The organism is Xanthomonas sacchari (genome assembly GCF_024266585.1).
Taxonomy (GTDB): Bacteria; Pseudomonadota; Gammaproteobacteria; order Xanthomonadales; family Xanthomonadaceae; genus Xanthomonas_A; species Xanthomonas_A sacchari_C.
The window spans coordinates 1,683,194-1,709,790 of sequence record NZ_CP100647.1 but is presented as its reverse complement, the minus strand read 5'-3'; the positions used below and the strand labels follow the sequence as shown (position 1 = coordinate 1,709,790).

The following is a 26,597-nucleotide window of genomic DNA, read 5'->3' as shown; positions in this document are numbered from 1 at the left end:
CAACGGCGCTCGGCGCCGTCGCAGTACTGCGTGCCTGTACGCAGCGGTATGCAATCGCTGCGGCGCCATCCACCAACAGCCACGTCCAGCGCCAGCGCAACGCTCAACGTCGAGGCCTCGTCGCTATCGCGAGAAAGGGCCGCGTGGACGATCGTCAGCGCCCGCTCAGGCCGGCGCCGCTGGCGCGCGCATGCGCCCCGCTGCGGTACGCAGTGCCTGACCGATCTGCTGCAGCGTCCTGGAGCGGACCGCCACGTGCTGCCAGTACAGCGGCACATCGAGCCAGCGCTGCGGGTCGACGACCACGATCTGCTGCTGTCGCAGCGCAGCCCCCAGCATCTGCTCCGGTGCCAGGCACCAACCCAGGCCGCGGGCGGCTGCGTCGACGAAGCCGATGGAGGTCGGCAGGTAGTGGATCGGCGGGCTCAGGCGCGAGCGGGTGATGCGGCGCACGAAGCGCGCCTGCAGCGCGTCCTTGCGGTTGTAGACGATCATCGGGGCGCGCGCCAACGCCGCCGCATCCAGGCCCTGGGCGAAGTAACGGGCGACAAAGGCCGGCGAGGCGATCGCGCGGTAGCGCATCGCCCCCAGCGGCAGCACATTGCAGCCCTGCAACGCCTTGCCGACGGAGGTGACGGCGCCGAGGACCGCACCGCTGCGCAGCAGTTCCAGCGTGTGATCCTGGTCGTCCACCTGGATGTCGAACAGGTAGCCATGCGCGTCGTGCAGCACCGCCAGCGCGTCCAGGAACCAAGTCTGCAGCGAGTCGTCGTTGACCGCGATGGCGATGCTGCGCGCCGCTGCGCTGCTGGCGGGCGCGGGCAGCAGGTCGGCCACCGCCTCGGCCTCCAGCACCTGCATCGGCCGCACGCTGCGCAGCAGGCGCTCGCCCGCGGGGGTCGGCCGGCATGGGGCCTGGCGCACGATCAGCACCTGGCCGAGCCGGTCTTCCAGCGCCTTGATCCGCTGCGACACCGCCGACGGAGTCAGCGCCAGGCGGCGTGCGGCGGCCTCGAAACTGCCTTCTTCCAGGACGGCGGCGAAGGCGGACAGCTGGGGATGCAGCAGATCCATGACGGCGAGGCAGATTAGGAATGCTTCACAGCCTACAGAAAAATGAGTTTGGCTAATGGCGGTGGCGCGTGCAGCATGCTCGCCCCACCCACCAGGACCTAGCGCATGTGGCTGCACGCACTGTTGACCGGCTTCGTCGCCGGCGCCGGCCTGATCGTCGCCATCGGCGCGCAGAACGCCTTCGTGCTGCGCCAGGGGCTGCAGCGTCGGCATGTCGGCCTGGTCGTGGCCGTGTGCGCCGCCAGCGACGTCGCGCTGATCGTGCTCGGCGTGTCCGGCATCGGCGCCGTGGTGGATACCTGGCCAGGCGTACTACAGGGATTGCGCTTCGGCGGCGCGGCCTTTCTCGGCGCGTATGCGCTGCTGGCGGCGCGGCGCGCCTGGCGCGGCAGTGGCGGCCTGCTGGCGCAAGGCCAGGATCGGCAGCGCTGGCAGCGCGCCCTGCTGACCTGCCTGGCCTTCACCTTCCTCAATCCGCACGTGTATCTGGACACCATGGTGCTGCTGGGCAGCCTCTCCACGCGCTACCCGGGACAACTGCGCTGGGCGTTCGCGCTCGGCGCCTGCCTGGCCAGCGCGACCTGGTTCTGCAGCCTGGGCTACGGCGCCCGGCTGCTGCAACCGGTGTTCCGCAAGCCCGCCGCGTGGCGGCTGCTGGATGCGGCGGTCGCGCTGTTCATGCTGGGGTTGTGCCTCTCATTGCTTCTGCAGCCCCTGGGATGAGCGATCGGGGTGCAGTGGATGCCAACGCGGCGCGACAGTGCACGGCTCCCCATGATGGCGCAGACGCGGGCTTCCGCTTGCGCAGCTGAGCGAAAGAGGAAAAACAAAACCCCGGCGCGTGGCCGGGGTTCCGAAGATGCTGACCGTAGCGCCACTGCGGCGCCGGGTCAGTCCCAGAAGTTGCTGTAGTCGCGCGCCTGCTTGTCGGGTGCCTGGGTGCTGATCAGCTCGCAGTCGGTCGAGACTGGCGGCTTGTTGTCCATCTCGATCGAACGGCAGGCGAACCTCGCCAATTCACCTGGCTTGGCACCCTTGGCAGGTACGCGGGCGCCACCTTTCAGGGTCGTGCCTTCGGCATTGACGGCGACAACGGTCCCGACGATCTGTGGGCGCATGTCGTCGTCCGGCAGGCTCGCAATCGTCAGTTGCTTGCGCACGACCATGTAGTGGCCGGACTGGGCAGCGTGTACCGACCCGGAAAGAACCGCCAGGACGGCGGTGAGAATGAAAGCGTTCGATCGCACAAGAAAGTCCCCTGTAGACAGCGTCCATCATAACAACTTCAGCGAAGCGTTCAGGCCCAGGACCGGTGCGCGCGGCGCCGGCAATCTCCGCTGCGCGGTCTGCAAGCCGACGCTGCGGCCGATACGACGACGTGCATCCGCACGCAGTTACCTTGCGATCCGATGCGGCCAGGACATCGCCCACGTGTCGCGAACAAAAGCGGCGCCATGTGCCCGAAGCGCGCGTTCGACAACGCTCGGCAGCGCTTGACCCCGCGCGCGATCAAGCAAGGCGTGATCGCCGCGGGCGATCGCGTTGCACTGGACGGCCTGAAGTAGCGAAGCACCACGGATCCGAATGACCAGGCCACAAGCGGCCACAAAACCGAGTCACTGCAGCCATGCTACGAACCCACCGCCCCGACCGTGGAACCAGCGCGTCTATTGGGCACCTAGAACAACCTGCTTCTTCGACACTCAAGCGGGATGCAGCCTGCCCTGTAGGAGCGGCTTCAGCCGCGACGGACCTACCGGGACGCCCCGTCGCGGCTGAAGCCGCTCCTACAGAACGCGTTCCGGAGTTTTGATGGTGCCCTATCGTCGATTTCAGAAGTGACTTCAGGAGCCGGCGAAAAACCCACCGAAGGCAATGCCTGACTATCTGGAATAGTGGTGGGCCGTGATGGATTCGAACCATCGACCAAAAGATTAAAAGTCTTCTGCTCTACCGACTGAGCTAACGGCCCAAAACAAGGCCCCGGCGTTGCGCCGGGGGGCGTAGTCTACCCCAGGGCGGGGCGTTTCGCGAAATCAGGCGTAGTGGGTCGGGTCGGCGACGCCGGCATCGGCGAAGCCCGCCGCGCGCAGGCGGCAGGCGTCGCAATGGCCACAGGCGCGGCCGGCGTCGTCGGCGCGGTAGCAAGACACGGTCAGGCCGAAATCCACGCCCAGGCGCACGCCCTCGCGCACGATGTCGGCCTTGCTCATGTGCTGCAACGGCGCATGCACGCGCAGCCCGGCACCCTCCACCCCGGCCTTGGTCGCCAGGTTGGCCAGGGTCTGGAACGCGTCGATGAACTCGGGGCGGCAATCGGGATAGCCGGAATAGTCCACCGCGTTGACCCCGCAGAAGATGTCGGCCGCACCCAGCACCTCGGCCCAGCCCAGCGCCACCGACAGCATGATGGTGTTGCGCGCCGGCACGTAGGTCACCGGGATGCCCTCGCCGCCGGCGTCCGGCACCTCGATGTCGTCGGTCAGCGCGGAGCCGCCGATGCTGCGCAGGTCGACGTTGACGGTCTTGTGCGCCACCGCACCCAGGGCGCTGGCGACCCGCGCGGCCGCGTCCAGTTCGGAGGTATGGCGCTGGCCATAGCGCACGCTCAGGGCATGCACGGCGAAGCCCTGCGCACGGGCGATAGCGACGACGACGGCGGAGTCCATGCCACCGGAGAGAAGGACGACGGCGTTTTTCATCTGGGGGCCGGGAATGGGAAATGGAGAATCGGGAATGGGGAGAGCGTAACAGCCACGCAGGACCGGAAAGCTGGACAAGCTTCGAGAAGCGGAAGCAAAACAGGCACAAACACGCCTGCTATGCAGCGCTTTGCCGATTCCCGATTCTCCATTCCCGATTCCCGGCTGCGCACCAGCGCAGCTACCGCCCCGGCTCGTCGTTCCACAGCAGCTTGTGCAACTGCATCTGGAACCGTACCGGCAGGCGGTCGGCGACGATCCAGTCGGCCAGATCGCGCGCGGTCAGTTCGCTCTTGCTCGGGGAAAACCAGACCGTGCAGCGCGTGTCCAGCCGGTGTTCGGCGACCACGTCCCGCGCCCACTCGTAGTCGGCGCGGCCGCACAGGACGAACTTGATCTGGTCGCGCGCGGTCAGCAGCGGCAGGTTCTCCCAGCGGTTGCGGTGCGCTTCCTGCGACGCCGGGGTCTTGATGTCGAGCACCCGCGACACCCGCGGGTCGACCTCGGCGATGTCCAGCGCGCCGGAGGTCTCCAGCGACACGTCGTAGCCGGCATCGCACAGGCGCTGCAGCAGTTGCAGGCAGCGCTTCTGCGCCAGCGGCTCGCCGCCGGTCACGCAGACATGGCGCACGCCGTGGCGCGCCACCTCTTCGAGGATCGCGTCGATGTCCCACCACTGGCCGCCATGGAAGGCGTAGGCGGTGTCGCAGTAACTGCAGCGCAACGGGCAGCCGGTCAGGCGCACGAACACGGTGGGCCAGCCGGCGCTCTCGGCCTCGCCCTGCAGCGACAGGAAGATCTCCGTCAGCTTCAGGCGGGGCAGCGGGCTTTGGACGATATCGCTGGGAACGGCGGCCATGGCGGGAGAAGACTGCTCCCGCGACGACGGCGGCAGCGTAAGGGGCTCAGCGCAACTGCTGGCCGAGACGGATCGACTGCAGGCGGTCCTGCGCGGTCCGCGCGGCATCGGACCCAGGATACTTCGCACCGACCTGTTGCAGGGTCTGCTCGGCGTCCTGCACGCGGCCTTCGCCGTACTGGGACAGGCCCAACTTGAGCAGCGCGCCCGACGCCTTGTCGTGGGTCGGGTAGCGGCCGATCAGGTCCTGGAACTGGGCCTCGGCCAACTGGAAGTTCTTGGTGGCGTAGTAGCTCTCGCCCAGCCAGTACAGCGCGTTCGGCGCATACACGCCGTTCGGGTAGGCCTGCAGGAAGCTCTGGAACAGGTTCGCCGAGTCGGCGTACTTGCCGGCCTTCAGGGCATCGAAGGCGACATTGTAGGCGGCCCGCTCGTCGCCGGCGGCGGCCAGGGTGCCGGCGTCGCCGTGCACCGACGGCGGCGGCTCGGCAACGGCGGACGGCTTGCCCGCGGGCGCGGCCGGTGCGGCAGCCGGTGCGGGGCCATTGGCCGGCGGCAACGGCGGCGTCGCCCCTGCCCCTGCACCACTCTCGAGCCTGCCCACGCGGCCATCCAGGTCCAGGTACTGGTCCTTGATCTGCTGCTTGAGCTGGTCGTTGCTGTGCTGCAGTTGTTCGATCGTGGCCTCCATCGACTGCATCTGGGTCCGCAGCTGGTTGAGCTGGTTCAGGATGTCGGTGTTGGCCTGGGTATTCATGGCCTGCTGCTCGAGCGCGGAAACGCGGTCGGCCAGGCTTGCGCGCTGCGCATGAGCCGGCGCGGCGGCCACGAGGGCCGCCGCGACGATCATCGATGTAAGGACACCGATACGCATCTTTTCTTACTGCGCCGTGTAGACGATCTCGACGCGACGGTTCTGCGACCAGCAGGACTCGTTCGACTCGGTGCAGACCGGACGCTCTTCGCCGTAGCTGACCACGGTCAGCTGCGCAGCCGAGCCACCGTTGGCCTGCAGCGCCGAGGACACGGCGTTGGCACGACGCTCGCCCAGGCCCATGTTGTACTCGCGCGAACCACGCTCGTCGGTGTTGCCCTGCAGGGTGATGCGCGAGGACGGACGGTCACGCAGGTACTTGGCGTGGCACGCCATGATCGCCTGGAATTCCGGCTTCACGGTGTCCTTGTCCAGGTCGAAGTAGACCACGCGCTGACGCAGGCAGGAATCGGTGTCCAGGTCGCCCGGGCCGTACAGGCCGGAGGTCGACGGGCCGGTCGGAACGGTGGTGCCGGTGGTGCCGGTGGTGTCGGTCTGGGGCTGTTCCTTGACCTTCTTGGAGCAGCCGGCCAGAGCTGCGACGGACAACAGCGAAACAAGCAGAACGCGGGTGGTCTTGTTCATGGCGATACCTTGTGGCTCCTGGGCCGATGAGGGGTTCAACAGCGGAATATTAACACCAAACTTACATGTCAACGTGCGGTGCGATACGGCGACCAGGACGGTTCGCGCACGTCGCCATCGGCGAGCACCAGGCGCTGCCGCACGCGGGCATCGGCCGAGACCGCGTACAGCACGCCGCGGCCGCCTTCGCGCGCCGCATACAGCACCATGCTGGCGTTGGGGGCGAAGCTCGGCGATTCGTCCAGCGAACCGGTCGACAGCGTGCTCCAGCGCGGCGAACCCAGGCTGCGGTCCATCATCGCGATCTTGTAGGTGTTGCCGCTGCCCTGGGCCACGACCAGCTTGTTGCCGTCGAAGGACACGCTCGGGGTCGCGTTGTAGTTGCCCTGGAAGGTGATGCGGGTGGCGCTGCCGCCGGTGGCCGGCACCTGGTAGATCTGCGGGCGGCCGCTGCGGTCCGAGGTGAAGTAGATGCTGTTGCCGTCCGGCGCCCAGGTCGGCTCGGTGTCGATGCCGAAGTGGTTGGTCAGCTGGGTCAGCTGCTTGCTGCCCAGATCCATCACGTAGATCTCCGGGTTGCCGCTGCGCGACAGGGCCAGCGCCAGCCTCTTGCCGTCCGGCGAGAACGACGGGGCGCCGTTGATGCCGCGGAAGCTGGACACCAGCTGGCGCGCGCCGGTGGCGATGTCCTGGATGTAGATCGAGGAGTTGCCGCGTTCGAAGCTCACGTAGGCCAGCTTCTTGCCGTCCGGGCTCCAGTTCGGCGACAGCAGCGGCTCGGCCGAGCGGACGATGGTCTGCGGGTTGTAGCCGTCGGAGTCGGCGACCATCAGCGCATAGCGCATCGCCCCGCCCTTGCCGCTGGCGGTGACGTAGGCGATGCGGGTCCAGAACGCGCCGCGCACGCCGGTGATCTTCTCGTAGATGGCGTCGGCCATCTGGTGGGCGACGTCGCGCATGGCGTTGGCGCGGGCGGTCATGGCCAGGCCGAGCATGCGCTCGCCCTTGCCCACGTCGAACAGCTCGTATTCGACGCGGTAGGCGCCTTCGCCGGCGTCCATCACCCGGCCGACGACCAGGTAGCTCTGCTTGAGCGCGCGCCAGGTGGCGAACTGCACCTCGCTGCCGCGGGTCGGACGCTCGACGATCTGCGACTCGGGCAGATTGCGGAACTGGCCGGAGCGATCCAGGTCGGCGCGGACCACCGCGGCGACGTCGGTGCTCGGCGGGGTCGCCGATCCCTGGTACGGCATCGGCACCACGGTGATCGGGGTCGCCGAGGCATTGCCGCCGACGATGTCGATTTCCAGGCCCTTGTCCTGCGCGGACGCGGCGAGAGGCAGCAACAGGGCGGTGAGAACGGCAAGCCAGCGCGGCAGTTTCTTCATGGGTCGCTCAGCGGGATCGGAAAGGCGCAAGAGATAGCAATGCGCGGGTGAACGTATTCGCAATCATGAACCATCGCCATGTGAAGCCGATGGCAGGACGCGGCACATTATCGCCCATCGCCAGTCGGGTGGACGGCCGGCCGCGCGCGAACGCAGCGGCGGCGGCCGGGGGTCATTGGTCCTGGGCGGTGAAGTTGAACGTCAGATTGCGCGAGAAAACGCTCTCGAAGCCACGGTAGGGCAACGGCTGGGCGCGCAGCACGGCGGCCTCGATCGAACGCCGGCCGGCCTCGTCGTAGGGACAGTCGGGACTGACCTTGGCGTCCATCACCTGGCCGCCGGGAATCTGCGTGATCGAGATCTTGCACTTCTGCCCCAGCGGCACCGAATCCGGGCGCACCCACTGGCTCAGCACGGCCTGCTGGATCGCCGCGGCGTACTTGGCCTGCAGGTCGGTATTGGTGCCGTTCTGACCCGGCGTCGGCTGCGCGGTGGTCGCCGCCGCGGCCGAGGCCTGCTTGGCGCGCACGTCGGCCAGCTGCTGCAGCTTCTGCTGGGCCAGCTTGGCCTCGCGTTCGGCCTGTTCGCGCTGCTTGCGGATCTCGGCGATCTTCTTCTGCCGCTCCTCTTCCTGCTGCGCGGCCAGGCGCTGCTTCTGCTCGGCCTCCTGCTGGCGCTTCTGCTCGGTCAGGTCGATCTGTTCCTGGCGGCGCTTGGCCTCCTGCTCCTGCTTCTCCTTTTCCTGGGAGATCGCGGTGCGGGTGGCGCGGTCCTGGTCGACCTTGTCGGGGACCGGAACGAAGTCCTGTGCCTTCTGCTGCTGCGGGGTCGGCGCCTGCTGCGGCTTGGGCGTGGGGAGCGGCTGCGGCGGCGGCACCGTGTCTTCCTCGGCGACGTCCTTGACCGGCTCGGGCAGCGGCTCGGGCAAGGGCTTGGGCGCGTCCTTCACCGCCTTCTGCGCCGAGCGCACGTCGGCGGCCGAGACCACCAGCGAGGCCTCGACCATGGGCGAACCGGCAGCGGGTTCGACCTGGCGCACCGGCGACCACCACCAGGCCAGGAAGAACAGCAGCGCGATCAGCACATGCACGGCCACCGCCAGCGCGATGCCGTACATCAGGCCGTCATTGTCGCCCCTGGCCAGGGGCGGTCGGTTTTCGGCGTCAGCGTGCATTGTTTCCGGGCTGACTCATCAGGCCGACCTTGGGAACGCCGGCCTGCTGCAGCATGACCATGGTGTCCATGACCAGTTGATAGTTGGAACTGCCGGGCGCGGCGACGAACACCGGCACGTCCTTGTTCTGGCCGACGAAGGCCTGGATCTTCGCCTTCAGTTCGGGCGCGGCGATCTTCTCCGGCTTGCCGTCCTGCAGGGTCAGGGTGTAGCGGCCCTGGGCATCGACGGTGACGATCACCGGATCCTTCTTGCTCTCCACCGAGCGTGCGGTGGAATCGGGCAGGTCCACGTCCACGCTCAGGCTGAGCAAGGGCGCGGTGACCATGAAGATGATCAGCAGCACCAGCATCACGTCGATGTACGGCACGACGTTGATCTCGGACTTGAGCTTGCGGCGCTTGCGGCGGGAAATGGCGGCAGTCATGCGGGAATCCTGGGAGTCGTGGGCAGGCGGGCGACGCTCAGTCGCCGCTGGCCTGGCGCTGCAGGATGGAACTGAACTCTTCGGAGAAGGTCTCGAAGCGCACGGCCAGGCGCTCGACCCGGGTGGTGAAGCGGTTGTAGGCCCATACCGCCGGGATCGCCACGAACAGGCCGATGGCGGTGGCGAACAGCGCCTCGGAGATGCCCGGCGCGACCGCGGCGATGCCCGCCTGCTGGCCGCTGCTGATCATGTCGTGCATGGTCACCATGATGCCGAACACGGTGCCGACCAGGCCCACGTAGGGCGCGGTGGAGCCGATGTTGGCGAGCAGTTCCAGGTTGCGCTCCAGGCGGTCCACCTCGCGCGCGTAGGTGGCGCGCATCGCCCGCTGCGCGCCTTCCAGCTGGATGCGCGCATCGAGCCGACGCTTGTCGCGCAGGCGGGTGAATTCGCGGAAGCCGGCCTCGAAGATCGCCTCCAGCCCGCCGACCACGCGGTTGCGGTCGGTGGCACCGGCGTAGAGCTTGCTCAGGTCGGTGCCGGACCAGAAGCGGTTCTCGAAGTCGTCGGCCTCGCGGTTGGCGTCCTTGAACACCTTGCCCTTGCGGAAGATGATCACCCAGCTGATCAGCGAGCCGAGCAGCAGCAGCAGCACGATCACCTTGACCGGCAGGCTGGCCTTGACCATCAGGTCCAGGTAGTTGATGCCGCCATGGGCGGCGGTGCTGGCGACGGCCTGGGTGGCGGTCTGGGTCACGTCCTGCGGCAGCGCCTCCACCACCGTGTCCTGCAGGGCCAGGAGCAATGCGATCATCCGTCGTTCCTCAGTAATTCGGCTTCAGTGATTTCAAGAACTTTCAATGCGTCGTACAGCGCGTCGTCCATGCCGCGCGGGCGGAAGCTGCCGGCGCCGATGGCCGCCAGCCGCACCTGCGCGCGCAGCAGCAACTCGCCGTCGCGATGGATCGACTGCGTGAACACCAGGCTGGCGCGCTTGCACTGCGACAGCGCGGCGCCGACCTGCAGGGAATCGTCCAGGCGTGCCGGGCGCAGGAAGTCGAGCTGCATCGAACGCACCACGAACATCAGATCGTGCTGCAGGCGCAGACGCTCCTGGCCATGGCCCAGCGCCCGCAGCCACTCCGTGCGCGCCCGCTCCAGAAAGGCCACGTAGCGCGCGTGGTAGACCACGCCACTGGCGTCGGTATCTTCCCAGTAGACGCGTGTCGGCCAACTGAATAGACGCGGGGATTGGGGAATAGGGACTGGGGAATCGGAGGTCAAGAGCGGCGCTCCTGTCGATAGCTGGGTAACCACAACATCCTAGAACAATGCCCCCGATTCCCCAGTCCCGATTCCCAATTCCCGGTTCTTGGGCTGCAAGCCCAAGTGCAGATACGCCTTGTTGGTCGCCATGCGCCCGCGGGCGGTGCGGATCAGGTAGCCCTGCTGGATCAGGTAAGGCTCGATCACGTCCTCCAGGGTGCCGCGCTCCTCCGACAGCGAGGCGGCCAGCGACTCGACGCCGACCGGGCCGCCGTCGAAGTACTCGATGATGGTGCGCAGCATGCGCCGGTCCAGCTCGTCGAAGCCCTCGGCGTCGACCTTGAGCATCTGCGTGGCCGCCTGCGCCACCGCCAGGTCGATCTGCCCGCCGGCGCGCACCTGGGCGAAGTCGCGGACCCGCCGCAGCAGGCGGTTGGCGATGCGCGGGGTGCCGCGCGCGCGCCGGGCGATCTCGGCGCAGCCGTCGGCGTCGCAGGCGATGCCGAGGATGCCGGCGGAGCGGCGCACGATCCGCGCCAGCTCGTCCGGGGTGTAGAAGGCCAGGCGCTGGACGATGCCGAAGCGGTCGCGCAGCGGCGCGGTCAGCAGGCCGGCGCGGGTGGTCGCGCCGATCAGGGTGAACGGCGGCAGGTCGATCTTGATCGAGCGCGCGGCCGGGCCCTCGCCGATCATGATGTCGATCTGGAAGTCTTCCATCGCCGGGTACAGCACTTCCTCGACCACCGGCGACAGCCGATGGATCTCGTCGACGAACAGCACGTCGTGCGGCTGCAGGTTGGTCAGCAGCGCGGCCAGGTCGCCGGCCTTCTCGATCACCGGGCCGGAGGTGACCCGCAGGTTGACCCCCAGCTCGTTGGCGATGACATGGCTGAGCGTGGTCTTGCCCAGGCCCGGCGGCCCGAAGATCAGCACATGGTCCATCGCCTCCCCGCGCGCCTTGGCCGCCTCGATGTAGATCGACAGCTGCTCGCGCACCGGCTGCTGGCCGAGGTAGTCGTCCAGCCGCTTGGGGCGGATGCTGGCCTCGGCCGCCTCATCCTCGCGGGTGGCGCTGCTGGCGATGATGCGGTCCATGGAAAGCCGGGAATGGGGAATCGGGATTGGGGAATCGAGCGGACAATAGTAGCGGTTGGCGCCGCTGCTGGCGCCTACTTTCGCGGCGCCGCTGCGTTTTCAGGCCGAACGCCGTTGCCGTTGCTTCACCCTATTCCCCATTCCCGCTTCCCCATTCCCAAGGCCGCGACCCCGTCGCGGCCTCAGATCTCCACCTGCGCCCCCAGCTCCACCAGGCGGTTGCCGGGGATGCGGAAGAAGCCGGTGGCGGGGGCGGCGTTGCGGTGCATGACCGCGAACAGCTTGTCGCGCCAGATCGGCATGCCGCGGTTGGCGCTGGCGACGATGGTCTCGCGGCTGGCGAAATAGGTGGTGTCCATCGGGTCGAAGTAGATCCCGCCCTGGTCGCAGGAGCGCATCAGCGCCAGCGGCACGTCCGGGGTCTCCATGAAGCCGAAGCGCACGTAGACCCGATAGAACTCGTCGCCGATCGCGTCGATCTTCAACCGCTGCCCGGCCGCCGCGTACGGCACCTGCAGGGTCTCCACGGTCAGGAACACGTTACGCTCGTGCAGCACCTTGTTGTGCTTGAGGTTGTGCATCAGCGCGTGCGGCACCACCATCGGGTCGGCGGTCAGGAACACCGCGGTGCCGGGCACGCGCACCGGCGGCGCCAGCATCAGCCCCGGCAGGAAGGTGTCGAGCTTGATGCCGTCCTTGCGGATCTCGTCGTGCAGCAGCTTGCGGCCGCGGCGCCAAGTGCGCATCAGGGTGAACAGGATCAGGCCCAGCAGCAGCGGGAACCAGGCGCCGTCGAGGAACTTGATGATGTTGGCGTAGAAGAACGCGCCGTCCACGGCCAGGAATACCAGCGCGAACAGCCACAGCAGCGGCGTCGGCACGCGCGGGTTGGCGCGCGCGTAGATGATCATCAGCACGGTGGTGATCAGCATGGTGCCGGTCACCGAGACACCGTAGGCGGTGGCCAGCGAGGTCGAGTCGCCGAAGCCGATCACCGCCACCACCACCAGCGCCAGCAGGCACCAGTTCACCGCCGGCACGTAGATCTGACCGATCGTGGAGTGCGAGGTGTGACGGATGTGCATGCGCGGGATGTAGCCCAGCTGCATGGCCTGGCTGGCCACCGAATAGGCGCCGGTGATCAGCGCCTGCGAGGCGATCACCGTGGCCGCGGTGGCCAGCACGATCATCGGGTACAGCGCCCACTCCGGCACCGCCTCGTAGAACGGGTTGCTGACCGCCGCCGGGTCGCGCAGCACCAGCGCGCCCTGCCCCAGGTAGGTCAGGGTCAGCATCGGCAGCACCAGGAAATTCCACGAGCGACGGATCGCCTTGGCGCCGAAATGGCCCATGTCCGCGTACAGCGCCTCGCCGCCGGTGACCGCCAGCACCACCGCGCCGAGCACGAACACCGCGTGCCAGTTGTGTTCGGCGAAGAAGCGCACGCCCCACCAGGGGTTCAGCGCGTGCAGCACTTCCGGCGCCCGCGTCATGTTGTAGACGCCGATCGCGCCCAGCGCCACGAACCAGACCAGGGTGATCGGCCCGAACGCCTTGCCCACCCGCTCGGTGCCGTAGCGCTGGGCCATGAACAGCATGCCCAGCACCACCAGGGTGATCGGCACCACGAACGGCTCCAGCTTGGGCGCGGCCACCTCCAGGCCTTCCACCGCCGACAGCACCGAGATGGCCGGGGTGATCACGCCGTCGCCGAAGAACAGCGAAGCGCCGAAGATGCCGAAGATGCCGACCACGTACATCGAGCGCGAACCGCTGGGCAGGGTGCGCTGCGCCAGCGCGGTCAGCGCCATGATGCCGCCCTCGCCGTCGTTGTCGGCGCGCATGATCACGGTGACGTACTTGACCGTGACCACCAGCATCAGCGCCCAGAACACCAGCGACAGGATGCCCAGCACGGTGTCGTGGTCCGGGGTCAGCCCGTAGTGCGGCGAGAACGCCTCCTTGAGCGTGTACAGCGGACTGGTGCCGATGTCGCCGAAGACCACGCCAATGGCGGTCAGCATCACCCCAAAGCCCGTTTTGGCGTGCGGATCGTGGCTGCCCGGGCGGGCGGCGGAACTGGTGGGGCTGGACATGGTGGGAAGAGTAGCGCCAGAACGTGAAGAAGGAGCGGAGAGTTGGGCCAACCGACCGGTCAGCGCAGCGCCGCCTGCAGGGCCTTGCGGATCACCGTGGCGACCTCGTCGCCGTCGGCGGCGGCGTCGCGCGCCATCTTCGCCGCCTCGGCGGGCTTGTAGCCGAGCTGCTGCAGGGCCACCGTGGCCTCGGACACCGCGTCGGTGCCCAGTTGCCCGGTGACCGGCGCGCCGCCGCTGAAGTCGGCCGCGCGGTCGCGCAACTCCACCACCATGCGCTCGGCGGTCTTCTTGCCGATGCCGGGAATGCGGGTCAGCGCGGTGACGTCGGCGGCGGTGATCAGCCGCGCGAACTCGTCGACGCTGACCCCGGACAGCACCGCCAGCGCGATCTTCGCGCCGATCCCGCTGACCCGCTGCACGTCGCGGAACAGGCGCCGCTCGCCCTCGCGCAGGAAGCCGTACAGCGACACGCTGTCCTCCTTCTGCGCATAGTGGGTGAACAGGATCACGTCACGCCCGACATCGGGCAGGTCGTAGAAGGTGCTCATCGGCGCCTCCAGCTCGTACCCCACCCCGCCCACGTCGATCACCAGCCACGGCGGCTGCTTGTAGGCCAGGATGCCGCGCAGACGGCCGATCATTGGGCGCCTCCCTGGAGGCGCCGGGAATGGGGAAACGGGAATGGGGAATGGGCAAAGCGGACGCCCGCTTCATCGCTTCCGCTGTTCCCATTCCCGATTCCCGACTTCCGATTCCCAGCCTTTCTCATTTTCTGCTCCACGCCTGCTGCGTGCTGACGCCCAGGCGCTGCGCGGTGGCGCGCACGTGGGCATGGGTGATGGCGACCGCCAGCGCGTCGGCGGCGTCGGCCTGAAGTTTGCCGGTCAGGCTCAGCATGAGACCAACCATGTGTTGCACCTGCTGCTTTTCCGCCGCGCCCTTGCCGACGATGGCGAGCTTGATCTCCTTGGCCGCGTACTCGTGTACCGGCAGATCGCGCAGCACCGCCGCGCAGATCGCCGCGCCACGGGCATGGCCCAGCTTCAGCGCCGCGTCGGCGCTCTTGCCCATGAACACCCGCTCGATCGCCACTTCCTGCGGCCGGTACTCCTCGATCAGCGCATCCAGCCCGTGCAGCAGGCGCTTGAGCCGCAGCGCGAAGTCGCCCTCGCCCAGCAGCAGCAGCGGCGTGTGGTGCACGTGCCGGGTACGGCCGGCCGCGTCCACGTCGATGATGCCGACGCCGGTGCGTTGCGAGCCGGGGTCGATGCCGAGGATGCGGGTGGTGGTGGAGCCGGGATTGGGGATTCGGGAGTCGGGAATCGGGAAAACGCCGGTCACCCGAGCATCGCTGCTCGCTGCCGCCATTGATGTCGGCAATGCCTCCGGCACCGGCACGGCGCCGCTCCGGGTTCCGGGTCTTGGGCCCCGGGTCCCGGTCGTCATGGCTTCAGCCCCCGTCACTCAGCGCGGCCTGGTCCACGTTGGAATAGACGTTCTGCACGTCGTCCAGGTCTTCCAGCATGTCCAGCAGCTTGCGTACCTGCACCGCGGTGTCGCCGTCCACGGCGATGTCGTTGTCGGCGCGGAAAGTGATTTCGGCGTGGTCGGCGGCCAGGCCGGCCGCGTCCATGGCGTCCTTGACCGCCTGGAACGCCTCAGGCGCGGTCAGCACGTCGATCGCGCCGTCCTCGGGGTAGACCACGATGTCGTCGGCACCGGCCTCGATCGCCGCTTCGGTGATCTTCTCCTCGTCGGCGCCGGCGGCGAAGCTGAGCACGCCCAGGCGCTTGAACATGAAGGCCACCGAGCCATCGGTGCCCATGTTGCCGCCGCACTTGCTGAAGGCATGGCGCACGTCGGCCACGGTGCGCACGCGGTTGTCGGTCAGGCAATCCACGATCACCGCCACGCCGCCCGGGGCGTAGCCCTCGTAGCGCACTTCCTCGTACTCCACGCCTTCCAGTTCGCCGGTGGCCTTCTTGATCGCGCGCTCGATCACGTCCTTGGACATGTTCGAGGCCAGCCCCTTGTCCATCGCCACGCGCAGCCGCGGGTTGTTGGACGGATCGCCGCCGCCGGCGCGCGCGGCGACGCCGATCTCGCGGATGATCTTGGTGAAAATCTTGCCGCGCTTCGCATCGGATGCGTTCTTGCGGGCTTCGATCGAGGGGCCTCTACCCATGGGGCGTTCCGGACAGTTGTAAGGACAGGGCGCAGATTTTACCTGATGCCGCGCACATCCCGCGGTCCAGCCGCGCCGACGACCGACCGCGCGTGCGACCGGCGCATGCAGCCCGTTCCCCGGGCGGCGCCCGCTCCGGCGCGCGCCAGCCCGTGCTGCCAGTCAAACATTGGCGGACTGTCTACCCATGCGCGCCGCATCGCTGCCAGAACTGTCATGCCCCACCGGGAGGCTGAACGCGTCAGTCGCGCCCGCCTTCCATCGCACTAAAAGGAGACCCCCCCATGTCCCGCACCACCCCCGCACCCGCCCCCTTCCTGTCGCTGGCCCTGCGCTGCGTGGGCCTGCTCGCCCTCGCCGCCCCGGGCCTGGCCAGCGCCCAGACCGATGCCTTCAGGGGCCGCTACAGCGCCGGCTACACCACCTATTCGATCAGCGGCCAGGAACCCCGCGCGACGGGCAAGTACCCGGTCTACGTGCATATCGGCGGGACCGGCGAGAACTACCAGAGCAACTGGGCGATGGCCGCAGTGAATGCCGCGGCGGCCAAGGGCTTCGTGGCGGCCTCGGTGGAGTACGACAACACCAGCTTCGGCAGCTGCGGCGTCATCGGCAACCGTGCCAAGGCCATCTTCGATGCGCAGAATCTCAACAGCGCCATCGCCCAACTATGCGCCCGCGACAAGGCCGACTGTTCCAAGGGCGTGGTGACCGGCGGGCTCAGCCAGGGCTCGATCATCTCGGTGCTGGCGCACGACTACGATCCCCGGGTCGCCGCCTCGTTCGGCCAGGGCACCGGCGCGACCTACACCGCCTACTACAACCTGGCGTCCTGCATCGCCGACGGCAACCACTCGCTGCCGTCCGATCGCCTGCGCATCATCAACGGCGAGCGCGACATGTTCGTCGGCGGCACCGAGAACATCGCCCGCACGCAGGCACAACTGGTCACCGGCCTGCGCTGCGACGGGCAGCAGTCGTGCTTCCGCAGCAACGGCAGCGGCTGGTACATCGTCAAGGACCGCGAGGTGCAGGACCTCTACGCCGACCACTGCTTCATGGGCTTCGGCGGCTACCCCGGCACCCAGTGCGCGGGCATTCTGGTCGACGGCAACTACCGCAGCGGCACCGCCGCCTGGGCGCTCAACCCCACCCTGGACTGGCTGAAGACCTTCGTGACGCCCTGAGGGACGTCGCCGCCCGGTGCCGGCGCCAAGGCGATCGCGATACGGCGCCGGCCGGCACCGCGGGATGCCCGGTTCCGGCGGTGGAGCTCAGACGCCGAACCGACCGTCGCGCAGGAAGGCGGCGGTCTGCCGCGCGGCCTGCGCCGAGAACAGCAGGCCGCTGTGACTGGCGCGCACCTGGCAGTGGTCGCCCAGGCCGGGCACGCGGGTCTCGGCCAGGGCCACGCTGCCGTCGGACTGCGGCCCCAGCGCCGCGAAGCGCGCGCCCAGCCCGCGCGCCACCGTGCCGGCGATCATGCCGACCTCGGCCGCGCCTTCCCAACGCGCCACGCCCTGCTGCAGCAGCGTCGCGCTGCGGCCCAGCGCCCGTCCGAGCCGCCGTTGCGCCAAGGCGCGCGCAACGGCGCTGCCCGCCAACGGACTGCCCAGGCAGACCACCCGGGTCACCGGCAGCGACGGCGCCTGGCGCAAGGCCTGCAACGCGATCAGGCCGCCGAGGCTGTGGCCGACCAGCGCCACCGGACCGGCGGCAGCCAGACGCTCGATGCGCGCGTGCAGCCGTGGCAGCGCGGCCTCGGCACCGCCGAAAGCGGTGGAATAGCCGAAGCTGGCGACGCGCCAGCCATCGCGGCGCAGGCGCAATGCCAGCGGCAGCAGCCACGGCCGCGCGTTCCAGATGCCGTGCAGCAACAGCACCTGCGGCGCGGCGGCCATGTGAGGCTCAACCGCAGGTGGTGCGGAGGATGCGATTGCTGCCATCCAGATACACGTTGAGCCGGTCCAGGCGCAGATCGCGGGTCACCGCCTGACCCGGCGCGATCGGCCGCACCACGCCGGCCCCGCTCTCCTTCCAGACCCGGCTCATGGTCGCCTGGGTGGCTTCCTGGCCTACGGCCCAGGCCACCGCCTCGACATTGCAGCGGCCATCGCCCTGCACGCTCGGCCCTGCGCTGGCCGGCTGCAACGAGGCTGGTGGCGCGCATGCGGCCAGCAGCGGCACCACGGCGGCGATTCCCATCCACGGTCGGAACATGGCGCTCTCCTCGAAGCTGGACAGGACTGCACTCTAGCGCGCCGCCGTTGCCGCGGTGTCGACGCGGCACTCGCGTGCAGCGCCCCCCTAATCACGCCAGCACACGTCACGTAGGAGCGGCTTCAGCCGCGACGACGCGTTCCCGATACAGCCCGTCGCGGCTGAAGCCGCTCCTGCAAGTCACACTGCATCCGGCTTGCGTGTCGCGGAAGCAGCTGATTCGAAATGCCCTGCGGGCGTCAGGCCGCGCGCGGCGGACGCCGCAGGATGAATTCGAGATCGCGCACCTGCCCCACCGGAAATTCGTAGGTACCGACCTTCTCGAAGCCGTAACGCGCGTAGAAGCGCTGCGCGCCGAGGTTCTCCGACCACACGCCGATCCACAGCGTGCGCGGGCCATCGCGCTCCAGCCAGGCCAGGGCGGCGTCGAACAAACGGCCGCCCCAACCGCCGTTCTGGTGCGCGCGCAGCAGGTACAGCCGCTTCAGTTCGCCGTCGCCGGGACGCACCTCGGCATGCGGCAGGCCGCAAGGGCCGGCCGCGGCGTGCCCGACCACGGCGCCGTCGTGCTCGACCAGCCAGATCGCGTAGTCCGGATGCGCCAGCACCACCTGGGCGCGCTCCAGCGAATAGGCCTCGTCGAGAAAGGCCTGCAGGTCCTGCGCGGGATACAGATGGCCGAAGGTTTCGCAGAAGGTGGCCGCGGCGATGCGGGTCACCGCCGCGGCATCGTCCGGCGTGGCACGGCGGATGCGCACGGCTCAGCGCACCGGGTGCGCAGCGTCGGCGCCGTCGTCCTCGTCGTCGCCTTCTTCCTCGTCCTCGTCCTCGTCCTCTTCTTCCTCTTCCTCTTCGTCTTCCTCGTACTCGTAATCGTCCTCGCCGAAGTCCTCGCCGTCCCAACGGCCTTCCGGATCCGGCACGAACGCCAGCGGCGCGTTGGCGCCGCTGCCGGCGCGCACCAGCCAGCCGCCGAACACGCGCGCGCGCTGGGTGACGATGGTCTCCACGGCGCCCTCGTTGCCGAGGGTTTCCCACTCCAGGTTGAATGCGGTCTCGCTCATGTACTGGCCTGCGCTACAGTTGGAAGAAAGGGATCACTGCGCCTGCGGGCGCACCTGCACGTGCACTTCCGCCAGCTGCGCGTCGGCGATCGGCGACGGCGCATCGGTCATCAGGTCCTGCGCGCCGGTGGTCTTGGGGAACGGGATCACGTCGCGGATCGACTCGGTGCCGGCCATCAGCGCGGCGATGCGGTCGATGCCGAAGGCGATGCCGCCGTGCGGCGGCGCGCCGTAGTTCAGCGCATCGAGCAGGAAGCCGAACTTGGCGCGCGCTTCCTCGGCGCCGATGCCGAGCAGCTCGAACACCGCGCTCTGCATGTCCGGGCGGTGGATGCGGATCGAACCGCCACCGATCTCGTTGCCGTTGAGCACCATGTCGTAACCGCGCGACACCGCGGTCTTGGCGTGCGTGCGCAGCTCGGCGATGTCGTCCACCGCCGGCGCGGTGAACGGGTGATGCAGGGCGACGTAGCGCTGCGCCTCCTCGTCCCACTCGAACATCGGGAAGTCGGTGACCCACAGCGGACGCCAGCCATCGGCAATGAGGTTGAAGTCCTTGCCGGCCTTCAGGCGCAGCGCGCCCATGAAGTCGGAGACCTTGCCGTAGGCGCCGGCGCCGAAGAACACGATGTCGCCGTTGCCGGCGCCGACATGGGCGAGCAGCGCGGCGAACGCGGCCTCGCCGAAGAACTTCTGGATCGGCGAGCTGATCTCGCCGCTGTCGGCGATCTTGACGTAGGCCAGGCCCTTGGCGCCGTACTTGGCGGCATGCGCGGCGTACTCGTCGATCTGCTTGCGCGAGAGGCTGGCGCCGCCGGGAATGCGCAGCGCGGCGACGCGGCCGTCCGGGTCGCCGGCGGCGGCGCTGAACACCGCGAAGTCGCTGTCCTTGACCAGTTCGGCCACGTCGGTCAGCTCAAGTGCGATGCGCAGGTCCGGCTTGTCCGAGCCGTAGCGGCGCATGGCCTCGGCCCAGGTCATGCGCGGGAAGCTGGCGTCCAGCTCGACGTCGACCACTTCCTTGAAGATGGCGCGGACCATCGCCTCGACGAAGTCCTGCACGTCGCGCTCGCGGACGAAGGCGAACTCCATGTCCAGCTGGGTGAACTCGAGCTGGCGGTCGGCGCGCAGGGCCTCGTCGCGGAAGCAGCGCGCGATCTGGTAGTAGCGGTCGAAGCCGGCCACCATCAGGATCTGCTTGAACAGCTGCGGCGACTGCGGCAACGCGTAGAACTCGCCCGGGTGCATGCGCGCCGGCACCAGGAAGTCGCGCGCGCCTTCGGGGGTGGCCTTGGTCAGGATCGGCGTCTCGATGTCCTGGAAGCCGCGCTCGTCCAGGTAGCGGCGCAGCGCCTGCACCAGCTTGATGCGGGTGCGCTGCATGCGCTGCATCTCCGGGCGGCGCAGGTCCAGATACCGGTACTTCAGGCGGGTCTCCTCGCCCGGGTTCTCGTGCGCATGGAACGGCAGCGGCGCGGCCTTGTTGAGCACGCTGATGGACGTGGCGATCACCTCGACCTTGCCGCTGCGCAGTTTGTCGTTGACCGCATGCCGCGCGCGCACCACGCCCTCGACCTGCAGCACGTCCTCGTAGCCGAGGCTGGCGGCGACCTTGAACACGTCCGCGTTCTCCGGCTCCACCATCACCTGCACGATGCCTTCGTGGTCGCGCAAGTCGATGAAGCACACGCCGCCGAGGTTGCGGGCCACGTCGGTCCAGCCGGCCAGGGTGACGGTTTGGCCGATCAGGGTCTCGTCGACCAGGCCGCAGAAGTGGGTACGCATCGCTAGCTCCAAACAGGGGGCGGCCGGCGCAGAAGGCGCCGGCAAGCCCGGTATTCTGCGGCGGCGCGTCGGCCCGGGCAAATCGCGCATGACTCATCCTGGCTTAAGTTGGCCTGCGGCTATAGTCCGCGCACCATTCACGGGGAGGAGAGAACCCATGTTGAAGCCCCTTGGCACCTGGCTGGTGATCGCCGCGCTGGCCCTGGCCAGCGCCCCGGCCGCGGCCCAGAGCGCCCGCGCCTACGCCCCGCAGGACCTGCGGCAACTGTCGATCCCCGGCCGGGTCCGGGTGATCGAGCGCGAATACGCCGACCAGTCGCGCGGCCGGCAGATTCCCGACGACCAGCTCGAGTTCTACCTGGACCAGATCGACCGTGGCTGGGGCTTCGGCAACATCCAGCAGGACATCGCCACCTCGCTGCGCGGCAGCGGCGGCGGCTGGCGGCAGGAACCGGGCTTCGACGGCCGCACCGTCGCCTGCTCCAGCAACGATCGCCGGCGCCAGCAGTGCGCAACCCCGTTCCGCGGGCCTGCCCGGCTGGTCGGCACCCTCTCCGATTCGCCCTGCATCGAAGGCCGCACCTGGGGCTCGGCGCCCGGGGTGGTGTGGGTGGACCAGGGTTGCCGCGGTCGCTTCGTCGAAGGTCGCGGCGGCTGGGGCGGCAACTGGGGCGGCGGCGGCAGTGGCGGCGCCGCCGGCACCGTGCGCTGCGAGAGCCAGGACCAGCGCCAGCGCGTGTGCCCGACCGGCTGGCGCAACGCCACGCTGGTGCGGCAGCTGTCGGACACCCGCTGCATCGAGGGCCGTACCTGGGGCTCACGCGATGGCGCGGTGTGGGTCGACGACGGCTGCCGCGGCGAGTTTGCCGAGGGCCGCGGCGGCGGCGGCTGGGGACCGGGCCGGCCGCCGCTGGACAGCGGCTACACGGTAACCTGCAGCAGCGACGACAAGCGCCTGCGCACCTGCGCCTGGGACCGCCGCCAGGGCCGCCCGGTGCTGATCGAGCAGTTGTCCGGCACCACCTGCGCGGAAGGCCGCAGCTGGGGCTACGAAGGCAATACGGTGTGGGTCAACGGCGGCTGCCGGGCGCGCTTCGGCGCGCGCTGAGCCAATGCGAACGTCGGGCCGCGGCGTGTTGCACGCGGCCCGGCCTTCCAGGCCCCTGGATTTGGAGGCCTGCGCGGCGTTCCAGGCTCCTGGATTTGGATACGCGTAGGCGCGGCTTCAGCCGCGACCGGGCATTACAGATAACGCCCGGTCGCGGCTGAAGCCGCTCCTACGTGGAGCAGAGCGAGGGGCTCAGGTCGCCGCAGGCTTGGCGGCGGCGGGTGCCGGCGCCGGGGTGGCGGCGGCTGCCGGCTTGGCCGAGGTGTCGGACGCAGGGGCGACCGCGGGCTTGGCCTCGCTGCTGCCACCCGAACTACCGGACTCGGCGAGGTTGCGCTTCTTGTCGCCGTCCTTCTTGAAATCGGTCTCGTACCAGCCGCTGCCGGACAGGCGGAACGCCGGCGCGGTGAGCTGGCGTTTGACCGCTGGCGCGGCGCAGGACGGACAGGTCTCCGGATCCGGATCGGACAGTTTCTGCAGGCGGTCGAAGCTGTGACCGCACGCGGCACATTGGAAAGCGTAGATCGGCATGGCGGCAAAAACGCGAAAGCAACGGAGGCGGCCAGTATGGGGGCCGCACGCCGGCTTTCAAGCATCCCGGCTCATGCTGGCCCTGGCTGGGCGCGCGGTGCGGTCTCCGGCGCGTCTGCGGGCGGCGTCGGCGCGTCCTCCAGCGGCGCCTCGGCTACCGGCTCGTCCGGTCCCCGCGCGGCCGCGGCCTCCGCCGGCGCGGCCGGCGCCGCTTCCAGCGGACTGACGTCGAAGGGCATGCGCAGCAGCAGCGCCGGCAGCAGCGTGGTCAGGGCCGCGTACAGCAGCAGCGCGCCGAACAGCGCATCGGCGATGGCGAAACGGTCGCGCAGGATCCCGGCCAGGACCAGGGTGAAGATCAGCGTCGGCGACAGCGCCAGCGACACCCGCAGGCTGCTGCGCGCGCCCTCGCCGAACAGCACCCGCCGCTGCAGCCACAGAATGCCGATGCGCAGCGGCAGCACGCAGGCGGTCAGGGCCAGGCCCAGACCCAGCGCCTGCAGGCTCAGCGCGCCGCTGGGCACCTTGGTGCCGGCATTGAAGAAGTAGAACGGCACGAAGAACGAGGCGAACAGGCGCACCGCCTGCAGGTTCTCGTCGGAGGCCAGCAGCGGCATGCGCTGGCGCAGCAGCCGCGCCACCAGCCCGGCGATGAACGCACCGACCAGGTAGTACACGCCCAGCGCATAGGTGATGTAGGCGGCGATCAGGCCAACCATCACCAGCAGCGAGAACTCCGACCCCGGCGCCTGCGGCGCCACCCAGCGCCCCAGGGCCACGAACAGCAGCGGCAGGCCGACCAGCATCGCCACCAGCGCCAGGCTGGACAGCCCCATCTGCCAGGGATCGCCGGCCTGCAGGATCACGAACAGCGCCGCCAGCGCCAGCAGTTCGCCGGCGATGGCCTTGCTGGTGACCCAGAACCGCTCCTCCTCGTCCAGCCCCAGCCGCCCCAGCGACTCGATGATGAACCCGGTGGAAGGCGTCAGCAGGGCCAGCGCCAGCAATCCGGCCGCCTGCCACGACAACCCGGCGTAGCGCCAGGCCAGCCAGCCGACGCCGAACAGGGTGCCCCCGCGCACCACCAGGTGCAGCAGCAGCGGCCACAGCCCGCGACGCAGTGCCTTCGGGTCCACTTCCAGGCCGGCGAACAGGAACAGCGAGGAGATGCCGAGCGTGGCCAGCAGGGTCACCACCGGATCGTGCGCACGCGGCCCCATCGCCAGCATCGCGACGATGCCGAACAGCAGGCAGGTCAGCGGCGCCGGCATCTTGAAGCGCTGCAGCGCGCGCGGGATCACCAGCAGGGCGAAGATCAGCAGCAGGTAGATCAGTTCGTGGCTCATCAGGCAGGAGGTTCCATCGCGGGCCCGCCGGCGGCGGCAGCGGCGATGATGCCGGTTTGCCCGTGTTGTGCGCCATCACGGCGAAGCGCCGGCTGTGGTCGCGTGCCCCGCGCGGCGTCTGCGTGCGTCTGCGCGCCCACGCAAGGACATTCCCTCCCGACGACGAGTCCGCCGCGCACGCAGGCATCCGTGCCCGACACGGACGTCAACGGCGCATACGCCGCGCACGCCACCGCCCTCCCGGACAGCCGCACCAACACCGTGCCTCCGCCTCGTCCGCCCGCCACCCGTCGCCGCTGCGCGTGGCTCGCGGCATCGCCCCGGCTCGATTCATGCCGATTTGCGCATGATGCACGAATCCGCAAGATCCCGGTCACATGCTCGAAATCGCTCGATCGGACCATGAGCGCCCCTCACGCAAGCCACGCAACCGATGACCGTTTCGGCGTATTTCCGCACCCCCGCTCCAACCCTGCTGGCCCTGGCGCTGGCCACCAGCATCGCCTGCGCCCACGCCGCCGAGGCCAGCGACGGATCCGACGGCACCGCCCCGGCCGACAACGGCGACCGGGTCTCGACCCTGGACCAGGTGCAGGTGCTCGGCCAGGCCACCACCTACGCCAAGATCAACGTCAGCAAGGAGGCGCTGGACCGCCAGTTCGCGCTGAGCAGCGTCAACGACGCGCTCAACGAGCTGCCCGGCGTGATCGCCACCGAGGCCGATGCGTTCGGCTCCTCCGACTGGGGCACGCAGATCAGCATGCGCGGCTTCGTCACCAACCGCGACGACCAGCAGATCGGCACCACCATCGACGGCGTGCCCAACGGCGGCTCGGCCTACGGCGGCGGCTCCAAGGCCAACCGCTTCATCGACACGCTGGACCTGGAAACGGTGGAGGTCAGCCAGGGCACCGCCGACATCGCCTCGCGCTCCAACGAAGCGCTGGGCGGCACCCTCAACTTCCTCACCAGCGAACCGCTGGACCAGCAACGCGTGCGCATGGCGTTCGGCATCGGCGACAACCAGGCGCGCAAGTACTACGCGCGCTACGACAGCGGCGACCTCGGCGGCACCCGCGCCTGGGTCAGCGGCTCGCACGCCAGCAACGACGACTGGATCGACGGCAGCGGCCACACCACCCGCGACCACCTGGCCGGCAAGTTCGTCAGCGACCTCGGCGCGTGGACGCTCAGCGGCTACCTGTCCTACGACGATGCCAACGAGTCGGAATACAGCAGCGTCACCCCGGCGCAGTTCGCCACCGATCCGGACCACGACCTGCTCACCGGCACGCTCACCGGCATCCCCTACTACGACCAGAACTACCGCTCCGGCTCGCGCGCGCTGCGCAAGAACACCTTCGGCTACCTGCGCGGCCTGTTCGATGGCGGCAACGGCTTCAAGGCCACGCTGACCGGCTACGCGCACCGCATGAAGGGCCGTGGCGACTGGATCCCGCCCTACCTGGTCGACGTCACCGACGACGGCGCGGGCCAGCCCGAGTCCGAATATACCGGCGGCCATACCGTGTACGGCGGCAGCGCGCTGGGCAAGCTCTACTTCGTCACCCCGAACGGCGCTGCCGCGAGCATGCTGCCCGGCTGCGCCGACACCGCGACCCTGCCGGCCGAGTCCAACCCGGCCTGCTACCCGGCCGGCTCGCTGCCGGTGCAGTCCTACCGCCACAGCCACTACGACAACCAGCGCGGCGGCGTCACCGCCGACGTGGAGTGGGCGCAGGATTTCGGCGGGCTGCACAACACCGTGCGCGGCGGCCTGTGGCTGGAACGCTACGACCGCAGCGTCACCCGCGACTGGCACCGCCTGCTCAATGTCGGCACCAATATCGCCTTCGACCACGTGCCGTACTGGGTGCAGTTCAAGGACGACTACCGCACCGACGAGCAGATGTACTACGCCGAGGACGTGATGCGCTATGGCGACTTCGCCTGGCGCGTGGGCGTCAAGCAGTTCTTCGTCGACCAGACCCGCGACCGCCGCATCGGCGACGCCGCGCATATCGAATCGGATTCGCACTCCGATCCGCTGGTCTCCGCCGGCCTGACCTGGACCACGCCGATCAAGGGCGTGGAAGCCTTTGCCGGCTTCTCGCAGAACTTCGCCGCGATCCCCTCCGGCGTGCTCGGCGAGACCGACCCGCTGGTGCTGAGCAAGGTCAAGCCGGAAACCGCCGACAACATCGAGGTGGGCCTGCGCATGAGCCGCTGGCCGCTGACCGGCAGCATCACCCTGTACGACATCCGCTTCGACAACCGCATCGTCTACGTGCCGGCCAACTTCGTCACCGGCATCGACTACCTGGGCGAGACCGACGGCGTCTACGAGAACTTCGGCGGCGTGCACGCGCGCGGCGTGGAGCTGGCGCTGGGCTACGCCTGGGACAACGGCTGGCGGCTCAACGGCGCCTACACCTACAACAAGGCGACCTACCTGGGCAGCGGCAACGCCGCGCGCGACCAGGCGCTGGAGATCGCACCGGGGTCGCAGGTGATCGGCCAGCCGCGCCAGACCCTGGTGCTGTCGGCCGACTGGCAGGGCCAGCGCTGGCACGGCGGCCTGTCCGGCCGCTACCTCGGCCGGCGCTACCTGGACGCGGCCAACAGCGCGGCGCTGGAGGCGGTGACCACCTTCGACGCCAATCTCGGCATCGCCCTGGGCGGGCTGAGCCCGCAGTTGCAGCAGGCCAGGCTGGACCTGGTGATCAGCAACCTCACCGACAAGCGCTACCTCAACGGCGTGGACGGCAGCGACAGCGCCTTCATCGCGCCGCCGCGCACCGTCGGCCTGACCTTCATGGTCGACCTGTAACCGGCGCCGTGGCAGTCTCGCGGCGGCGGTCGATCCCGGCCGCCG

27 protein-coding genes and 1 tRNA gene are annotated in these 26,597 nt (G+C 69.1%); 4 read left to right on the top strand and 24 right to left on the bottom strand.

All coding sequences use genetic code 11. The features are described 5' to 3' along the window. Positions 1–165: 165 nt before the first annotated feature. Positions 166–1,074: a LysR family transcriptional regulator ArgP gene (locus tag NKJ47_RS06955; protein ID WP_254460761.1), complete on the bottom strand. Its 909-nt coding sequence runs from the start codon at positions 1,072–1,074 to the stop codon at positions 166–168. A 105-nt stretch (positions 1,075–1,179) separates the two neighbouring features. On the opposite strand from NKJ47_RS06955, the gene NKJ47_RS06950 reads away from it, so the two are divergent. Next, positions 1,180–1,797, top strand: coding sequence for a LysE/ArgO family amino acid transporter (locus tag NKJ47_RS06950; protein WP_254460760.1), 618 nt, complete (start codon positions 1,180–1,182; stop codon positions 1,795–1,797). A 167-nt stretch (positions 1,798–1,964) separates the two neighbouring features. Here NKJ47_RS06950 and NKJ47_RS06945 read toward each other — a convergent pair whose 3' ends face one another. From NKJ47_RS06945 to NKJ47_RS06870, 16 genes are all read right to left on the bottom strand, one after another. Next, on the bottom strand, positions 1,965–2,240 hold the full coding sequence (locus NKJ47_RS06945; RefSeq protein WP_254460759.1) for a hypothetical protein: 276 nt from the start codon (positions 2,238–2,240) through the stop codon (positions 1,965–1,967). A gap of 730 nt (positions 2,241–2,970) precedes the next feature. Then, positions 2,971–3,046: transfer RNA gene (locus tag NKJ47_RS06940), tRNA-Lys, on the bottom strand. A gap of 64 nt (positions 3,047–3,110) precedes the next feature. Continuing rightward, complete coding sequence (gene queC, locus NKJ47_RS06935; RefSeq protein WP_254460758.1) at positions 3,111–3,776, bottom strand: 7-cyano-7-deazaguanine synthase QueC; 666 nt, start codon at positions 3,774–3,776, stop codon at positions 3,111–3,113. Between the two features lie 181 nt (positions 3,777–3,957). After that, complete coding sequence (queE, locus tag NKJ47_RS06930) at positions 3,958–4,635, bottom strand: 7-carboxy-7-deazaguanine synthase QueE (protein ID WP_254460757.1); 678 nt, start codon at positions 4,633–4,635, stop codon at positions 3,958–3,960. A 46-nt stretch (positions 4,636–4,681) separates the two neighbouring features. Continuing rightward, complete coding sequence (ybgF, locus tag NKJ47_RS06925; protein WP_254460756.1) at positions 4,682–5,509, bottom strand: tol-pal system protein YbgF; 828 nt, start codon at positions 5,507–5,509, stop codon at positions 4,682–4,684. A gap of 6 nt (positions 5,510–5,515) precedes the next feature. Continuing rightward, positions 5,516–6,034 (bottom strand): peptidoglycan-associated lipoprotein Pal, encoded by a 519-nt coding sequence (gene pal, locus NKJ47_RS06920; RefSeq protein ID WP_254460755.1) that lies wholly within the window; start codon positions 6,032–6,034, stop codon positions 5,516–5,518. A 68-nt stretch (positions 6,035–6,102) separates the two neighbouring features. Beyond that, positions 6,103–7,422, bottom strand: a complete 1,320-nt coding sequence (tolB, locus tag NKJ47_RS06915; RefSeq protein WP_254460754.1) for a Tol-Pal system beta propeller repeat protein TolB — start codon at positions 7,420–7,422, stop codon at positions 6,103–6,105. A 172-nt stretch (positions 7,423–7,594) separates the two neighbouring features. Then, positions 7,595–8,596 carry a cell envelope integrity protein TolA gene (gene tolA, locus NKJ47_RS06910; protein ID WP_429002499.1) on the bottom strand — a complete coding sequence of 334 codons (1,002 nt, stop codon included), beginning with the start codon at positions 8,594–8,596 and terminating at the stop codon, positions 7,595–7,597. Continuing rightward, entirely contained in the window at positions 8,586–9,023 is a 438-nt protein-coding gene (tolR, locus tag NKJ47_RS06905) for a protein TolR (RefSeq protein ID WP_254460752.1), read from the bottom strand. Before tolR ends, tolA begins: the two co-directional genes overlap by 11 nt. 37 nt (positions 9,024–9,060) lie before the next feature. Next, a complete protein-coding gene (gene tolQ / locus NKJ47_RS06900; protein ID WP_254460751.1) occupies positions 9,061–9,837 on the bottom strand; it encodes a protein TolQ in 777 nt (258 codons plus the stop codon). After that, positions 9,834–10,307: a tol-pal system-associated acyl-CoA thioesterase gene (gene ybgC / locus NKJ47_RS06895; RefSeq protein WP_254460750.1), complete on the bottom strand. Its 474-nt coding sequence runs from the start codon at positions 10,305–10,307 to the stop codon at positions 9,834–9,836. Before ybgC ends, tolQ begins: the two co-directional genes overlap by 4 nt. A gap of 39 nt (positions 10,308–10,346) precedes the next feature. Next, complete coding sequence (gene ruvB, locus NKJ47_RS06890) at positions 10,347–11,384, bottom strand: Holliday junction branch migration DNA helicase RuvB (protein WP_254460749.1); 1,038 nt, start codon at positions 11,382–11,384, stop codon at positions 10,347–10,349. A gap of 182 nt (positions 11,385–11,566) precedes the next feature. Next, positions 11,567–13,480, bottom strand: coding sequence for a potassium transporter Kup (locus NKJ47_RS06885; protein WP_429002498.1), 1,914 nt, complete (start codon positions 13,478–13,480; stop codon positions 11,567–11,569). Positions 13,481–13,539: 59 nt separating this feature from the next. Further along, complete coding sequence (gene ruvA / locus NKJ47_RS06880; RefSeq protein ID WP_010344317.1) at positions 13,540–14,124, bottom strand: Holliday junction branch migration protein RuvA; 585 nt, start codon at positions 14,122–14,124, stop codon at positions 13,540–13,542. 124 nt (positions 14,125–14,248) lie between these two features. Next, the gene (gene ruvC, locus NKJ47_RS06875; protein WP_254461362.1) at positions 14,249–14,791 is read right to left on the bottom strand and encodes a crossover junction endodeoxyribonuclease RuvC; all 543 of its coding nucleotides are present in this window, start codon (positions 14,789–14,791) and stop codon (positions 14,249–14,251) included. 142 nt (positions 14,792–14,933) lie between these two features. Continuing rightward, positions 14,934–15,668, bottom strand: coding sequence for a YebC/PmpR family DNA-binding transcriptional regulator (locus NKJ47_RS06870; protein ID WP_010344319.1), 735 nt, complete (start codon positions 15,666–15,668; stop codon positions 14,934–14,936). A 284-nt stretch (positions 15,669–15,952) separates the two neighbouring features. Between NKJ47_RS06870 and NKJ47_RS06865 the strand changes: the two genes are divergently transcribed. Continuing rightward, positions 15,953–16,855, top strand: a complete 903-nt coding sequence (locus tag NKJ47_RS06865) for a hypothetical protein (protein ID WP_254460747.1) — start codon at positions 15,953–15,955, stop codon at positions 16,853–16,855. A gap of 87 nt (positions 16,856–16,942) precedes the next feature. On the opposite strand, the gene NKJ47_RS06860 is transcribed toward NKJ47_RS06865, so the two are convergent. The 5 genes from NKJ47_RS06860 to aspS form a co-directional block, all read right to left on the bottom strand. After that, positions 16,943–17,569, bottom strand: a complete 627-nt coding sequence (locus NKJ47_RS06860) for an esterase/lipase family protein (RefSeq protein WP_254460746.1) — start codon at positions 17,567–17,569, stop codon at positions 16,943–16,945. Positions 17,570–17,576: 7 nt separating this feature from the next. After that, positions 17,577–17,888: an I78 family peptidase inhibitor gene (locus NKJ47_RS06855; RefSeq protein ID WP_254460745.1), complete on the bottom strand. Its 312-nt coding sequence runs from the start codon at positions 17,886–17,888 to the stop codon at positions 17,577–17,579. A gap of 239 nt (positions 17,889–18,127) precedes the next feature. After that, positions 18,128–18,646: a GNAT family N-acetyltransferase gene (locus NKJ47_RS06850; protein WP_254460744.1), complete on the bottom strand. Its 519-nt coding sequence runs from the start codon at positions 18,644–18,646 to the stop codon at positions 18,128–18,130. Positions 18,647–18,649: 3 nt separating this feature from the next. Further along, a complete protein-coding gene (locus tag NKJ47_RS06845) occupies positions 18,650–18,952 on the bottom strand; it encodes a DNA primase (RefSeq protein ID WP_254460743.1) in 303 nt (100 codons plus the stop codon). A gap of 33 nt (positions 18,953–18,985) precedes the next feature. Continuing rightward, positions 18,986–20,737 (bottom strand): aspartate--tRNA ligase, encoded by a 1,752-nt coding sequence (aspS, locus tag NKJ47_RS06840; RefSeq protein ID WP_254460742.1) that lies wholly within the window; start codon positions 20,735–20,737, stop codon positions 18,986–18,988. Between the two features lie 157 nt (positions 20,738–20,894). Between aspS and NKJ47_RS06835 the strand changes: the two genes are divergently transcribed. Continuing rightward, a complete protein-coding gene (locus NKJ47_RS06835; RefSeq protein WP_254460741.1) occupies positions 20,895–21,845 on the top strand; it encodes a DUF3011 domain-containing protein in 951 nt (316 codons plus the stop codon). A gap of 192 nt (positions 21,846–22,037) precedes the next feature. Here NKJ47_RS06835 and NKJ47_RS06830 read toward each other — a convergent pair whose 3' ends face one another. Beyond that, the gene (locus tag NKJ47_RS06830; protein WP_254460740.1) at positions 22,038–22,376 is read right to left on the bottom strand and encodes an FmdB family zinc ribbon protein; all 339 of its coding nucleotides are present in this window, start codon (positions 22,374–22,376) and stop codon (positions 22,038–22,040) included. A 71-nt stretch (positions 22,377–22,447) separates the two neighbouring features. Then, on the bottom strand, positions 22,448–23,722 hold the full coding sequence (locus NKJ47_RS06825) for a cation:proton antiporter (protein ID WP_254460739.1): 1,275 nt from the start codon (positions 23,720–23,722) through the stop codon (positions 22,448–22,450). A gap of 433 nt (positions 23,723–24,155) precedes the next feature. On the opposite strand from NKJ47_RS06825, the gene NKJ47_RS06820 reads away from it, so the two are divergent. Beyond that, the gene (locus tag NKJ47_RS06820; RefSeq protein WP_254460738.1) at positions 24,156–26,552 is read left to right on the top strand and encodes a TonB-dependent receptor; all 2,397 of its coding nucleotides are present in this window, start codon (positions 24,156–24,158) and stop codon (positions 26,550–26,552) included. The last annotated feature ends 45 nt before the right edge of the window (positions 26,553–26,597 follow it).

Bases quoted from the DNA above. Each gene is read 5' to 3' on its own strand.
- NKJ47_RS06955 (WP_254460761.1), bottom strand. From the start codon at position 1,074: ATGGATCTGCTGCATCCCCAGCTGTCCGCCTTCGCCGCCGTCCTGGAA.
- NKJ47_RS06950 (WP_254460760.1), top strand. From the start codon at position 1,180: ATGTGGCTGCACGCACTGTTGACCGGCTTCGTCGCCGGCGCCGGCCTG.
- NKJ47_RS06945 (WP_254460759.1), bottom strand. From the start codon at position 2,240: ATGGTCGTGCGCAAGCAACTGACGATTGCGAGCCTGCCGGACGACGAC.
- queC (WP_254460758.1), bottom strand. From the start codon at position 3,776: ATGAAAAACGCCGTCGTCCTTCTCTCCGGTGGCATGGACTCCGCCGTC.
- queE (WP_254460757.1), bottom strand. From the start codon at position 4,635: ATGGCCGCCGTTCCCAGCGATATCGTCCAAAGCCCGCTGCCCCGCCTG.
- ybgF (WP_254460756.1), bottom strand. From the start codon at position 5,509: ATGCGTATCGGTGTCCTTACATCGATGATCGTCGCGGCGGCCCTCGTG.
- pal (WP_254460755.1), bottom strand. From the start codon at position 6,034: ATGAACAAGACCACCCGCGTTCTGCTTGTTTCGCTGTTGTCCGTCGCA.
- tolB (WP_254460754.1), bottom strand. From the start codon at position 7,422: ATGAAGAAACTGCCGCGCTGGCTTGCCGTTCTCACCGCCCTGTTGCTG.
- tolA (WP_429002499.1), bottom strand. From the start codon at position 8,596: ATGCACGCTGACGCCGAAAACCGACCGCCCCTGGCCAGGGGCGACAAT.
- tolR (WP_254460752.1), bottom strand. From the start codon at position 9,023: ATGACTGCCGCCATTTCCCGCCGCAAGCGCCGCAAGCTCAAGTCCGAG.
- tolQ (WP_254460751.1), bottom strand. From the start codon at position 9,837: ATGATCGCATTGCTCCTGGCCCTGCAGGACACGGTGGTGGAGGCGCTG.
- ruvB (WP_254460749.1), bottom strand. From the start codon at position 11,384: ATGGACCGCATCATCGCCAGCAGCGCCACCCGCGAGGATGAGGCGGCC.
- NKJ47_RS06885 (WP_429002498.1), bottom strand. From the start codon at position 13,480: ATGTCCAGCCCCACCAGTTCCGCCGCCCGCCCGGGCAGCCACGATCCG.
- ruvA (WP_010344317.1), bottom strand. From the start codon at position 14,124: ATGATCGGCCGTCTGCGCGGCATCCTGGCCTACAAGCAGCCGCCGTGG.
- NKJ47_RS06870 (WP_010344319.1), bottom strand. From the start codon at position 15,668: ATGGGTAGAGGCCCCTCGATCGAAGCCCGCAAGAACGCATCCGATGCG.
- NKJ47_RS06865 (WP_254460747.1), top strand. From the start codon at position 15,953: ATGTCCCGCACCACCCCCGCACCCGCCCCCTTCCTGTCGCTGGCCCTG.
- NKJ47_RS06860 (WP_254460746.1), bottom strand. From the start codon at position 17,569: ATGGCCGCCGCGCCGCAGGTGCTGTTGCTGCACGGCATCTGGAACGCG.
- NKJ47_RS06855 (WP_254460745.1), bottom strand. From the start codon at position 17,888: ATGTTCCGACCGTGGATGGGAATCGCCGCCGTGGTGCCGCTGCTGGCC.
- NKJ47_RS06845 (WP_254460743.1), bottom strand. From the start codon at position 18,952: ATGAGCGAGACCGCATTCAACCTGGAGTGGGAAACCCTCGGCAACGAG.
- aspS (WP_254460742.1), bottom strand. From the start codon at position 20,737: ATGCGTACCCACTTCTGCGGCCTGGTCGACGAGACCCTGATCGGCCAA.
- NKJ47_RS06835 (WP_254460741.1), top strand. From the start codon at position 20,895: ATGTTGAAGCCCCTTGGCACCTGGCTGGTGATCGCCGCGCTGGCCCTG.
- NKJ47_RS06830 (WP_254460740.1), bottom strand. From the start codon at position 22,376: ATGCCGATCTACGCTTTCCAATGTGCCGCGTGCGGTCACAGCTTCGAC.
- NKJ47_RS06825 (WP_254460739.1), bottom strand. From the start codon at position 23,722: ATGAGCCACGAACTGATCTACCTGCTGCTGATCTTCGCCCTGCTGGTG.
- NKJ47_RS06820 (WP_254460738.1), top strand. From the start codon at position 24,156: ATGACCGTTTCGGCGTATTTCCGCACCCCCGCTCCAACCCTGCTGGCC.